This is a genomic window from Candidatus Eisenbacteria bacterium, assembly GCA_018831195.1.
Classification (GTDB): domain Bacteria; phylum Eisenbacteria; class RBG-16-71-46; order CAIMUX01; family JAHJDP01; genus JAHJDP01.
The window spans coordinates 1-13194 of record JAHJDP010000088.1 but is presented as its reverse complement, the minus strand read 5'-3'; the positions used below and the strand labels follow the sequence as shown (position 1 = coordinate 13194).

General features: G+C 52.5%; 12 protein-coding genes. 7 read left to right on the top strand and 5 right to left on the bottom strand.

What is annotated here, in order from left to right:
• Positions 1 to 185 precede the first annotated feature (185 nt).
• Together KJ970_15725 and KJ970_15720 are read right to left on the bottom strand one after the other, a co-directional pair.
• Positions 186 to 1583, bottom strand: coding sequence for a sigma-54 dependent transcriptional regulator (locus tag KJ970_15725; protein ID MBU2692372.1), 1398 nt, complete (start codon positions 1581 to 1583; stop codon positions 186 to 188).
• Positions 1584 to 1589: 6 nt separating this feature from the next.
• Positions 1590 to 3986 carry a GHKL domain-containing protein gene (locus KJ970_15720; GenBank protein MBU2692371.1) on the bottom strand — a complete coding sequence of 799 codons (2397 nt, stop codon included), beginning with the start codon at positions 3984 to 3986 and terminating at the stop codon, positions 1590 to 1592.
• Positions 3987 to 4369: 383 nt separating this feature from the next.
• On the opposite strand from KJ970_15720, the gene KJ970_15715 reads away from it, so the two are divergent.
• From KJ970_15715 to KJ970_15690, 6 genes are all read left to right on the top strand, one after another.
• On the top strand, positions 4370 to 4957 hold the full coding sequence (locus tag KJ970_15715; GenBank protein ID MBU2692370.1) for a T9SS type A sorting domain-containing protein: 588 nt from the start codon (positions 4370 to 4372) through the stop codon (positions 4955 to 4957).
• Between the two features lie 27 nt (positions 4958 to 4984).
• Complete coding sequence (locus KJ970_15710; protein MBU2692369.1) at positions 4985 to 6037, top strand: formylglycine-generating enzyme family protein; 1053 nt, start codon at positions 4985 to 4987, stop codon at positions 6035 to 6037.
• A gap of 158 nt (positions 6038 to 6195) precedes the next feature.
• On the top strand, positions 6196 to 6756 hold the full coding sequence (locus KJ970_15705) for an RNA polymerase sigma factor (protein ID MBU2692368.1): 561 nt from the start codon (positions 6196 to 6198) through the stop codon (positions 6754 to 6756).
• Positions 6749 to 7303 (top strand): hypothetical protein, encoded by a 555-nt coding sequence (locus tag KJ970_15700; GenBank protein ID MBU2692367.1) that lies wholly within the window; start codon positions 6749 to 6751, stop codon positions 7301 to 7303. The genes KJ970_15705 and KJ970_15700 overlap by 8 nt, the downstream gene beginning before the upstream one ends.
• Before the next feature lie 77 nt (positions 7304 to 7380).
• The gene (locus KJ970_15695; GenBank protein ID MBU2692366.1) at positions 7381 to 8586 is read left to right on the top strand and encodes a PDZ domain-containing protein; all 1206 of its coding nucleotides are present in this window, start codon (positions 7381 to 7383) and stop codon (positions 8584 to 8586) included.
• 142 nt (positions 8587 to 8728) lie between these two features.
• A complete protein-coding gene (locus tag KJ970_15690) occupies positions 8729 to 10984 on the top strand; it encodes a hypothetical protein (protein MBU2692365.1) in 2256 nt (751 codons plus the stop codon).
• Positions 10985 to 11023: 39 nt separating this feature from the next.
• Here KJ970_15690 and KJ970_15685 read toward each other — a convergent pair whose 3' ends face one another.
• Complete coding sequence (locus KJ970_15685) at positions 11024 to 11218, bottom strand: hypothetical protein (GenBank protein MBU2692364.1); 195 nt, start codon at positions 11216 to 11218, stop codon at positions 11024 to 11026.
• Positions 11219 to 11475: 257 nt separating this feature from the next.
• Between KJ970_15685 and KJ970_15680 the strand changes: the two genes are divergently transcribed.
• Positions 11476 to 12195, top strand: a complete 720-nt coding sequence (locus KJ970_15680; protein MBU2692363.1) for a hypothetical protein — start codon at positions 11476 to 11478, stop codon at positions 12193 to 12195.
• Here the strand turns inward: KJ970_15680 and KJ970_15675 are convergent.
• Positions 12176 to 12766, bottom strand: a complete 591-nt coding sequence (locus tag KJ970_15675; GenBank protein MBU2692362.1) for a hypothetical protein — start codon at positions 12764 to 12766, stop codon at positions 12176 to 12178. The genes KJ970_15680 and KJ970_15675 overlap by 20 nt on opposite strands.
• Positions 12741 to 13194: hypothetical protein (locus tag KJ970_15670; GenBank protein ID MBU2692361.1), on the bottom strand; the 454-nt coding region annotated here is incomplete at its 5' end. The genes KJ970_15675 and KJ970_15670, both read right to left, overlap by 26 nt.

Genomic DNA, 13194 nt, shown 5'->3' with positions numbered 1-13194 from the left:
CTATGTCAAATAGAGTGTGACATCGGAAGACAGGAAGATCGTGGCATTGTGGTGGCAACATTATCGTTGCGGAGACAATCGAAATGAGCGCCTAACGCGCAAGGTGACAAGGGATTAATGACGCCACTTCTGCGTGGCGAGGAAACACAGACAGGTTGGAGTCCGAAAATCCTCAGGCGAGTCCTTCAGTTCCGCGGATCTGGGTGAAAATCATTAGGATCCAGACCGCATTCCTGGACCATGCGCTGGAAGCTCTGTCGTTTCAGGCCGCTCTTTTCGGCGGCTAGAGTCACCTTTCCATCGGTCTCGCGAAGACGGGCGGTGAGATATTGTATTTTGAATTGCTGGAGGACTCGTTCTTTGGCGTGATCATAGGGAATGGATAGATCTTCCATACCATAGGGGGACCCAAAAATATCATGGAGATCGATCTCATGATCTTCACATTGGATAACCGCTCGCTGGAGTGAATTCTGCAGCTCCCGGACATTGCCGGGCCAGGGCTGTTGCGTGAGCACCTCGCGTGCGGCCGGGGTCAGACCCCGCGCCGGCCTTCCATATTGGCGTCCATATTTTGCTATGTAATGGAGAGCGATGGGGAGGATATCCGCACGCCGGTCCCGCAGCGGTGGGATATGGATTCTAAAAACATTGAGTCGGTAGTAGAGTTCCTCGCGCAGTCGGCCTGCGGCCACCTGCTTTTCCACATCTTTGCTTGTGGCCGCCAAGATGCGTACATCGACGCCGATCCTCGTTTCGCTGCCCAGGCGCGAGAAGACCCGCTCTTGGAGAACGCGGAGGAGTTTCACCTGAAGTTCCGCCGGGCTGTCCCCCAACTCATCCAGGAAGAGCGTTCCTCTGTTGGCGAGTTCAAAATGCCCTCTATGCAGACTTCCTGCATCCGTGAAAGCGCCCTTCTCATGTCCGAACAGAGCGCTCTCCATGAGGTTGGAGGGGATGGCCGCGCAGTTGACGCCGACAAAAGGACCATGGGATCGCGGACTGAGCTGATGAATCCGCCGAGCGATGATTTCCTTGCCTGTGCCGGATTCACCGGTGATGAGAACGGTTGCATCGGTGGGACCGACCTTTTCCACCTGCCTCAATACATCGAGCATTCGCTTGTCTTCAACAATGAGATCGCCTCGCAACTCAGCGAGTTCAGATTGCAGCGATTCAATTTTACGTTTCATCGCGGATTCAGCCAGGGCGCGGAGGAGGGTGCGGGTCATTTCCTCCAAATTCGGCGGCTTTATAATATAGTCATAGGCCCCCCGGCGGATGGCCTGCACGGCCGTATCAATCCGCTTATCCCCGGTCAGCATAAGAACAGGCGGTGGGGCCGGCATCTTGCGGATCTCGAGAAGCACATCAAGTCCGCTGCGCCCCTTTCCTAAATCAACATCGAGCAAAATCGCGTCGGGAAGCAAATCTCTCATGGAGGTCATTCCGCGATTCTCATCCTGAACGAAGTTCACATTGAAATGGGGAGCGAGCATGGTAATCAGATCCTTGCAGAATTCCTCCTCATCATCGATCAGCAGAATCTTCGGCCGCTTATCAGCTTCTTGTGGGTTTGCCATTTCATTCTACTCCTGTGATCTGCCGCCTCGCGGGTTCTCAACCGATTCAATGAGGAGACGCAATTCCATTGTTGTCCCAAGGCCGGGCCGACTCTCCTTCAAATGCAGCTCTCCGCCCAATTCATCCAGCAATCGACGGGATGCATGGAGCCCGGTTCCCCCGGATTCCCTATTGCTGACTCCGAAATTGAAAATGCGCTCGGCGTCTTCCGGGGGAATTCCAATGCCGGTATCGGAAATCTCGATGCAGGCATATCTTCCGTTCAGCGATGTTGCGATGCTGATTTGTTTTAATGGCGTCTGTTCAATAGCACGGAGGGCATTCGATAGAAGATTCTCCAAAATAAAAGCGAGATCATCCTTGCTGGCCCGCACAAAAGTGTCGCCTATTCCGGGCTCCATCCGGACCTCAATCGTGGCCTGAATATTTTCCATTGGATCGATGATGGCCGCACAGGCCCTCTCGATTTCCGGTTTCAGAGGAACTGTTACATATTTTTTGGCCACGGATCGGATCTCTTGCATGCCGGATACAAGCCGATTGGCATTTTGCCGGATTTGAGGGAGTGATTGATATACCGAGGATGGGGACCAATTCGAACGTCTCAACTTGTCCAGTTGTATTCTTAATTCGGCTATATCCGCCGCGATCTCTTGAATGCAGGATGGTTCAACCTGGAGGGCTGAGCAAAGGGCAAGAATATTTTTGATCTGAGGTGTCGTCACATCCTGGAAATTTTTCACTGCCGATTCAAGGCGGGTGATGGATTCCGGTGTTGCTTGCGGTTGTGAACCGATCGCCTCCAGGAGCCAGAGTATTCTCTCCACAACATGAGTTGCCGCCAGCCTGCCGTGGGATGTGACTTCAGATGCCATTAACAAGGCCTTCCTGAGGTGCTTCATATCACCCGACGACGATAGAGGCCGTTCAGTTTCGATCCGCAGTTTATTGTTCATCGATCGCCGTACTCGGATCACAATCAACAGACTCAAAAGCATCGCGACAAGACTAAACGCGCCGATGGCCGCATTTCTTTTTTCCCACCAGGGAAGGGGTTGCACGACGAACGTTGAGCGGGAGCTCAATGACGCCGTCATGAAAAGAGGAGGATTGCCGGCTCTCCGCAATGAGGAGAACAGCGACAGTCTGTCAGAGACACCGAAGTCGTGACGAGCGAGAATACCAAGCCGGTCATTGAGAATAGAAACTTGAAGTTTTGGATTATTGTGGTAGCAGACGATTTCAGAAACTCCATTGCCATCGAAATCTATCACGCCCAGAATCGTGGTCCTTGGCGCCAATTGTTTGCGTTGTGTTCTGAATAAAACTCCTCCGGGTTCTATTCCCAGCACCGAAACAAGGCCGTCGACATGCCCGATGGCGATTCGCCAATGGTCCAATCGTACAAGGTTGGTGACGGAACGTGATTCGACAATTGTCTGAATAAGCTCTCCTGAGCGTCCATTCCAGACTCGGATTGAATCGGGCAATTCCCGCGAGCGCTTTTCCTCATCCGTGCGGTTGTTCCGTGCACAGGTTATAACAGAGGGGGGCTCTCCCGGCAGCTCAAGAATTTCGGCCCATACCGGATTGCAAAAATACCCTCCCAGTCTTCGCAACCACAGCAGTTCGCCCGTATCGCTCAACACCACAAGCCATGCGTGCTGGTCGTCTGTCGGCCCCGCCTTGGATCCATTATTAGGAGAGGGCATGGTGAAAATAATTTCATCGCCCGGTTTTCCATCTAAATCATAGAAGCGGAAGCTGTTGGCGTAAGGATTGGAACCAGTATCGAAATGCCAGAGCTCCTCTCCGGTCTGCAATGAGTAGGCAATGACTCCACGATATTGAAGGTCCTTGCCTGAAGCATAGGCTGTTATCAGCGCGATCGTTCCGAGTTCTGGAATATCGATGGCGCGAATGGGATAGATCCTTGAATCATGAATGCCATCCCCATTGGCGTCTGGAATAAAGTGATGGCGTAGTTGGATTGGATTCCTGGGTCCGATGATGACGACCCGTGTCGTATCGTCATGGGATTGACTCACAGCCAGGTCGATCACCCCATCTCCATCAAGGTCGCCACAGGGACAGAATGTTGTATACGGGGTGAATGTCCAGGGAGCCCGTAGATTCACTTGGCTCAGAACCCGCCAGGCGCCGCCTGTGAAGGCCCTGGTCTGAAGGGTGTGATTATCAAGTGCGAGGGTGATTTCCTCCGACCCATCTCCCTGCACATCGGCGATGGTCCAAATCGAATAAGGAAATGACGCGGGGATTTTAGATTCCCAAACAGGTTCCAGCCGGAAGGATCCTACAACAGCAGATACCGGGTAGGCGCCGAGAAAAGCACAAATTATCAGGAAATAGCCACAATGAATTTGAATTGAGCGTGGATGCACTTTTCTCTCTGTATCGTTCGCTGAAGTAGAATTCGATGTTCTGTCACGGATCTAATTCTAGCAACGAGAGACAGGTCCTTACAAGCACCAAGCTGGAATTGGACAGGGGTCAGGTCGGAGACGCCGCAGCCATGTGGCAGTCTTATCCTTATCTGTTCCAAGCCATTACGCTCTACCTCGGTTTCCTTTGTAACATCGACGTTGCGCTTTTCTGCGGGGCGACCCATCCGATAGCCGGGGTCTGAACAGGTAACCTATCGATTGACTAAGCATTGCTGCATTTTCTTGGAGCCAGCTTGAGTCATTCTGAGCTGGCACATGTCTTGCCCTGCTCCCTTCGGGAACAGGCCGGGATGCCGGCCATAACGAAAGGGGAGGGAAACATGACAACGAGACGTCATACATACCGGCCATGGATGCTTCCAAGTTTTCTCATTCTTGCCGGTTTGTTTTTTTCAGTGGCAGCAAATGCCGATGCGCCGGTTCTTGTGATTGAGCCCGGTGGACATCCGGCACACCAGTTCCTCATAGACGAGATTGAAAATATTACATTTTCAGGTGATGCCATGACCATCAACGGATGGGACGGCTGGCTGAATGAGCGCTCTCTGGGTTCTGTTCAAGAAATTTGGGTGAGGTGGCTGATGCCATCGGGTCTTCCTGAACATGACATCCCCGTACCCGATTTTCCCGGCGTCATACTCCTGGCGAATCGCCCCAATCCCTTTATCAATGCAACGACTATCGCCTATTCAATTCCGCAGGATGGTTTGACGGATCTCAGTATTTACTCGGTCACGGGCCGCAAGATCAAAACCTTGGTGCATGGTCAAGAACCAGCAGGTGTGCATCAGACGCAATGGGATGGATGTGATCAGAGCGGTGAGCGGGTCTCATCAGGCGTTTATTTTTATCGCCTGGAAACATCTACAAATACTGAATCAAGGCGATTGGTACTTATCAGCCAATAACCCATTGAATCGACAAAGGAGAGCATAATGAAATACAAAGCAAATCTAATGGCGGGTATTGTACTGTTTGGCTTGATAGCAATGATGATGGCCGGCTCATCATCAGCCGAATATGATGTCAACCGCAATTTGGTGGTTCATACCGATGGTGGTGATCAGAGTTTTCCATTATCCGAGGTTATCAATCTGACTTTTACGATGGATCTCCCTGATGGCATGGTCGCAGTGTCCGGCGGCATATTTACCATGGGCGATGGCGTCTCCGCCTGCGGCGTTGATCAGCGCGAAGTGACATTGACCCGGAATTTTTTCCTCGGGCAGCATGAGGTCACGAATCAGGAGTATCTGGAAGCGGTGCAGTGGGCTTATGACAATGGATACGTAACTGCAACAACGTCTTCCGTCATGGATAATCTCGATGGCAGTACAGTCTCGCTACTAAATGTTGGAGGCGGAGATAGTGAAATTGGGTTTGCCGCCGGCGAATTCTTTCTTCGGGATGCCGGGCATGGCATTAATCCCGAGCATCCGGTCAAAATGGTGACCTGGTACGGCGCTGTGAGATTCTGCGATTGGCTAAGTTTGAAAGCCGGACTACCCCGCGCTTATGAACATACCGGTGATTGGTCATGTAATGGAGGAGATCCCTACAGCGCGGCCGGTTTTCGGTTGCCGACAGATGCTGAAATGGAATATGCCTGTCAATATAATGACGAGAGAATGTATCCGTGGGGCAATGATGTTCCAGAATGCGATGATGCCAACCACGATCCCGATCCCATGTGTATAGGCTGGACCACGGCGGTTGGAGCTTATCCGGATGCCCCAGCCGGAATGGGTCTTTCCGATATGGGGGGAAATGTACGGGAATGGTGTAATGATTGGTACCTCTGCGATCTTGGAACAGAACCGGAAGTGGATCCAGCCGGACCTGCCGAGGGGACGGAACATGTCGTCCGAGGGGGCTCGTGGTACAATGACGGACACTTGGAAATGCGTTGCGCGGATCGGAATCACTGGGCGCCTCAGACAAACAACTTTCGCCTGGGATTCCGCATTGCCATGACAAGTGCGAACTAAATTCATACGCTCCTATCCCAGCCCCCAATCTGCGAATCCGCACATGAGACTGTAATGGGGGTTGGGATTGGACGCGGCCTCCAGCCGTAGGATAATAATCTCGGTGTTCAGCGCAAATTTCCCAACCCTTTGCCCCATTCCAGCGACTAAGGAATGAGATGACCCACAACGCCCCGGAGAACGAGAGCGACAGGAGTTTGGCGGCAGCCATCCTGGAGCGGCGAGAGGAGAGCGCCTTCCGTCTTCTCTACCACCGGCATACACCCCGGCTCTACCAGTTGGTCCTTCGGCTGGTGGGGGGCGTTGAGTCGGATGCCGAGGATGTTGTTCAGGAGACCTGGATGAGGGCGTGTGAGCGCTTGGAGCGATTCCGCTGGGAGTCAGCATTCTCAACCTGGCTGCGGGCGATTGGATTGAATGTCACCCGGGACCTTTTCCGTCGCCGATCCCGGAGCCCCGAGGCGCTGTGGGAGGATCCTCCCGATCCCCCGGCCAGGGTGGACATGATTGCCGAGAGGATCGATCTGGAAGGGGCGATTGCGGAACTACCAGCCGGATGCCGGCAGATCCTGGTTTTATATGAAATCGAAGGGATGAAGCATGCGGAGATCGCTGCTCATCTTGGGATCTCCGTCGGGACATCCAAAAGTCAATTATTCAGCGCCCGCCGGACTTTGCGACAACGGTTGTCGGCCTTCGAGGAGAAAAAAGATGCCTAACGACGATCTGACCCCAGAAGAGAAAATAGCGTTTGAATCTTTGCCACGCGAACGCCGGCCCAGCGACCTCCTGGAAGCGCGGGTTGTGCGGGATCTCAAATCGCGGGGCCTTCTGAGGAGCGGTTTCCGGGGCGGTGTTACTCTGACACCGGTGTGGATGGCGATAGCGGCGATTGCGGTCATGGCTCTCATCATCGGTAGCTATGCGATGGGACAGTGGACCGGCTCGAAACAAACCGAACGGGTCATGTTGGCGATGCACGAGCATGATAATCTGCGTCTCGCGATGGAAGTGCAGAAATCGGGGACAGCCTATCTCAGCGCCTTGGCGCAATTGATTCACCAAGCCGGCGATCAAGATTCCGAGACCAGGAACCAGGGCCGTGAGGTTGCGTTGACGACCCTCTATGCAGCGGCGGAAGAAATGGTCAATCTTTTCCCCGATGATCCCGTCACCGGCAATATCCTTCGCGCCATGGATGGCACGGGATCATGGCGGCCCGGGAATACAAATGGCAAAGAGCTGTATCGAGTGGCGTGGTTTTAACGGCAAGGGTGGTTGCGCGAATTGTCAGCAGCTTTGCTGCAAGAGATGGTTCTGAGAATTGTTAAAGGAGTCACACCATGCAGTGGAATTCATCGACTCGGGGAAAAGGCGGGTGGGGAGTTGTGATGGCGGTCGTCATGCTCCTGCCCTCGGCCCCCCATGCCCATGCCGCGCTTGCTCTCGACGCCGCCCATGCCGGCACAGATGCGCCGGAAATCATCGACGGTAGACACGCCATTGGATCCCTTGGCATCACGAGCCTGGAGTTCAATGGTACGATGACTCTTCATCCTGATGGCGCAGCCATATACCGCTTTACATCTGAGCCCAAGATCCAGGTGCTGGCCGGCGAGGGTCCCTCATTTGGAATTCTAAAGAAAAACGATGTGCTCGTCGCCATTGATGATTGTTTAATTACGACAAAAAAAGGAGGGTTGTTGTTCTCCAATCCTCCCATCGGAGAACCTCTCAATGTAACCATCCGCCGGGATGGACAAGAGCTTCTGGTAAAGATTGTCCCGGCGGCGCATGTGCCGGGAGAGATACAGGCTCTTCATGATAGCTGGAGTATGATTTATCCAGGAAGTGCGATTCATGATTTTCAGCGGCTGGATCTCCCTGATATTCCGCCATTGCCCGACATGCCTGACATGCCTGACATGCCCGACATGCCTCCTCTGCCGGATATTCCCAGGATCCCGGATCTTCCAGGGCTTCCTATTGCTGCTTTTCCTTCGGGCTGGCTTGGCATCGGTCTCAATTGTGAAATAGAGGGTTCCAAGTGGAATGAAGAAACGGAACGCTATGATTGGCGGTTTAAATCACCACCTGAGATTTATTCGGTGGACCCTGACAGCCCGGCGGATAAAGCGGGATTGAAACGGGGGGATGTCCTGACCCACATCAATGATCTCAGGCTCGATACGATTGAGGGCGCGCGAGCCTTCTCTCAATTGAAGGCCGGGGAGGTCGTGAAGTGGTCATTTCAAAGAGAAGGAGGCACCTATTCAGCTAGTTTTGCCGCGGTGATGCCCTCGCGAGCCAGAGTCTTCGGTTCATCAGGCATTGAAGTCAATGGAGACGATTCGGGCTCCGTCGTCGTTGTGCCGCCGAGTTTCTATGGTACCCATCTTCGCTATGCGGGGACTTTGGGGAATACGGGAATTGAAGTCCGGGGAATGAGTCATGTGGAGGTCACGGTGGTCGAAGAAGATGAAGAGATCCTCATAACAGTCGGGGATACGACAATCCGTCTTACGGATGAAGAGAAGGGTGGAAAATAGAGAGACGGCGGCATCAAAAAAAACGATTTTATCTTTATGAACAATATGCGATAGATCTCCAATCCATTATTCTGGACAATCCCCGCCCTGGATGCTATACTGTTGTCAGTGAAATGCGATGGTATCCTGGGAGTCAACTGTCATGCACCGTAACCTGACCTACTTACTGGCGATCCTGTTTTTGTCGACAGGATTTCTGCCGGCGAATAATCTGCGCGCCGAAATGATTCTGCTGAATCAAATACCGTTGAACGATCCGGACAGCGGATATGAACCCTGGGGCGTCGCCGCCTCTCCCTCTGATCATCGGATCTATGTCGCCTGCATTCATGGCGCGAATGCGCTGATGGTGATCGACGCCCTGAGTGATTCGGTGATTGCCGGAGTGCCCATCACGGGTCTGTTTCCGCACGGAATCGAGGCCGCCCCGGCCGGAGATAAAGTCTATATAGCGAATTATGGCGGCTCCGTATCGATTGTCGACACAGAGCTGCTTGAGGAAATTCATCATATCCCTCTCGACGGCTCACCGATGGATCTTTGCGTTTACAGCCCCGTTGCGGCCCAGAGTAAACTTTATGTAGTTGATAAGGCGAATGCGCGCGTTTGGGTTTTGGATGCTGAAGATGGATCCCTGCTGACAACGATAAGTGTCGGAAATTATCCTTGGGATATCTGTGTCATTGAGTCAACGCATCGTGTTTATGTCGCTAATCTCAGCGATCATACGGTCAGTGTTATCAACGCCATGACCGATGCTGTGATTGCGACGATACCGGTGGGATCTTATCCCGAAGGAATCGCCGCGGATCCGGATCTCAACCTGATATATACTGCTGATCGAGATGATAACGCCATCTCCGTTATCAATGGCGCGACGAATACCGTCATTGCAACTCAGCCGGTCGGAGAGAAACCGCGGCATCTTGCCGTGGATCTGCTGACCCACACGATTTATGTAGCGAATAGTGAAAGCTACGATGTTTCCATCCTGCCATCAATGGGATCCGTGGAGGGAACGGTTTCGGTGGGACTGTGCCCCTATGGAGGTATAGCCGTCGATCCTGTTTTGGGTCGCGTCTTCGTGACCAATATCGACAGCGATGACATGACCGTCTTCAATACAAGCGAACCCCGGGAGAAGGCGACAATTCGCTTCCAGGTTCATCCCGGTTCCGTAACGTTAGGATTGCCGTTGAACGATAATCTTTCCAATGATCATACAGTTCTTGTCGCCGATCATTTTGGAAATGAAATCCTGCATGTCGATCCAGCAAGCGGTTCGCTTATCAGGGTTCTTGAACCCGGTTATGCTCCCAGCGATATCGCGACCCGGCTTACCGACGGGATAACGGTCGCCGCCGTGAAACAGCAGGACGAATTGATTCTTATGGATTGGGCTACGGGTCTTCCTTTAGACGCCATCGCGGTCGGAGATGAACCATTTGGTGTGGCGATACGGGAAGACATCAATCGGGTCTATGTGACAAACAATGTCAGTTGCGACATGTCGGTCTATGATGCCGATTCTGGCCGTGTTATCGATACGGTGCCCTTTGACGAGGGGTATGTGGCCAATGATGTTGCCATTAACGAAACAACGAATAGAATTTATGTGACAACATGGTGGGCTTGGCTATGGGTTCTGGACGGTACGACGCACCATGTCATCGATTGTGTGACTCTTCATGGCTTTTGTGAAATAAACCAAATCGCCGTCAATGAGATGCGCAACCTGATTTATGTTGTCGCATTGAATTGCGATGTTGTTTGGGTCGTCGACGGAGCGACGCATGATATTGTCGCCGCGATCAATCTCCCCGGTTATCCTTCAGCCATTACCGTGAATGAAAAGCTCCAGCGCGCCTATGTTACCGCCGGGTCCTGGCTGGTCGCGATCGGACCTAATCACACCATAGAAGATCAAATCCTGCTGCCGGCGCCGGTTAATGGCTGCGCCGCCGATCCCTGGCAGCGCAAAATATTTGTTGGAGGCAATGATGCGGAAGAGGGTGGTGTTCTCTTTGAAGTCTGGGATCCGGATCCAAGCGATGTTCCTGCTCCGGGCATAGATACCGGTCGAATTTCAAGTCCATCAATTCGTATCATATTTTCCTCCGCCCAACCCGCCAGAATAGGTTCTTCAGGTGGAGCGATGCGCTTCCTTCTGGATGCCAACGGATTGGATCTTGTCGAGGTCGGTATTTATGATCTTTCCGGGCGTTTGGTCCAGCACTTTGATGATTGCGCATCCGGGACTCACCCGTTTGTTTGGGATGGCCGTGATATTCGGGGCAATTCCGTTGCGTCTGGTGTTTACTATTTGGCGGCGAGAGGTCTTGCCCCTGTATCAGTTCATAACATTCAGGATTCAAAGAAAGTGCTTCTTCTGAAGTAGAAGGCTGAAAACGGAAGTTAACAATACCCGGTTATCTGGTCATAAGCAACTTCCGTGATTGCCGCCGGCCTTCGCTTTGGAGGTGCAGAAGTAAACACCTGCACCCACCATCTGGCCGCCGTCACCACGGCCGTCCCAACGCACACTGTGCTCACCCGCCGGAATCGATCCCTCTACCAATGTTCGGATCAATCGGCCATTAATGTCAAAGATCTGTATCAAAACACCTGTCAATTATAGCTTTCAGTGTAATCATTGTTGAAGCATGCGCCACGATTTCAGCAGAGTTGTTTGCCGTAGATCGTCCTAATTCACACTCTTCAACACAGAGTCCTAATACCCAACATTAGCATATATTCAAGGGTGATAAATCCTTAGTCATAGTGCCGTGCCGGATGTATACTACTGCGTAGCGAGAGGTCTGACCTGACAGTTGGCTCAAAATCTCAAGAATTCCAAGCAAGGACCCTGTTTGGAAAAGGGAATAGCGAGTGAGAACCTCAGGCATTTTCATTTTACTGCTTTGTTCAATCGCTCTTTATCTTCCCGCGCATGCCGATCCCATCGATCCCTTCGATTCCGTTGATATCCTAGGACCCGCCACAGCGACACTCGCCACATATCAGGGACGGGATTGTAATGGAACCTTGATTTACAATCACGATGATAGCTTCGAGAATGGCTATATTTGGGCTTATGGCGGCTATCAACCACCCTATTATGGCGCTTTCGGTGAAGGTTTTGATATGGGCTCCGGCCAGATCGAATGCGTGGTTCTTTGGCTGACTCAAACAGGCGGATTCTATGGCCAGCCGATAGATGTCTATATCTGGGATGGGGGTGTCTCCCGGGAACCCGGGAATGTTCTGACCGTTGGATATGAAGTTGTGATTGAGGCGCCGGCCATGTGGCCGGAAATCAGCCAACACAATCTCCCACTGCCCTTCTTCGTTCATGATGAGTTCACCATTGGATTTTGGGGTCCCTGGATGTACGAAGCCGCACAGATCTATATTGCAGTCGATTCAAATGGACCGAATGGAAACCCATGGACCAATATCGCGCCGGAATATGGACCGCCGAATGGCTGGCAGGATCCCAGTCTTGTTTTTGGGCCGACCGCCAGCCTCGGGATGGGTCTTTTCCTTATTGATATGCCGACGCCGGTGAAGCCCGACACCTGGGGCGCCCTCAAATCCCTGGTCCGGTAGGCGGTTTGCAGACCAGCGTTCCTTTCGATAGGTCAATCACGATGCGGACAGGTTCATCCGATCTCCCAACCCGAATAGGTGTAGCCTTCTCGATACTATCCGCTCCTTTGTACCATTGCCCGCGCCATGTTTGCCGGCGATGGAGGGGCATAACGCGAAGATAGTAGATCCCCGGTAGCAGATTCGGAATCATTAGGGGATTTTCCCCATACATGCAGAAATCGCCCGGGATAATATCCAGCCCTTCGGAATTCTTCAGGGCCAGATAACAATCCGACACCCGTCCCGTTTCGATCAGACAGGTGATGGGTCCGCCCTCCCTTCTCCTCGACGGCAAGGAATCTTCATGGATCAGAGTTTCACCGGGAAGCTGCAACCAGCACGCGATGCCGCTCTCCTCGTAGAGCAGCCCCTCAATATCTTGGCCGGGAACCGGATGGAGCACGGTTGCATCGGCAAAACTGTCTCCTCCCCACCAGCGTTTGATTTTCTGAATCGAAACCTGGAGGCGGATGGGAACAGGAGCGTAAACAGGAATGTTAACCCTAATCCGGCAAAAATGTTGATACATTTGGATCCATTTGTGCCCACCGATCTTGGATTGCCGGGATTGCTTGAAGTCTGAGAGTACGTCCATACGACAGATTCAAAAGTCTACCCGCCACATTGAGCCACTCAAATCTCGCCGACTTGATCGACTCCATCTTGTAAAGAAAGGTTCTCTTCCAACTCCGACGAGCCGATGTCTGTTTCAATGAAAGTTGAAAATCGCGGAAGAGGTTATGAGCTAAGACCACCAGCCATTGCCAAGCGCTGTTCGCGCCATAATGATTGGTCGGGATCGTCCCGAATGCCATGCCATCCTTGAGTTCGGCCAGCGTTTTCTCTTGAGCTCCTCGACCCGCCATGAAGTACCACAATCGCCGCAGGCTGAGTGTCTTATTCGTCGTCACGACGGAATACTCAAAGGTTCCATCATCGGGAGTGAACAAATCGAGT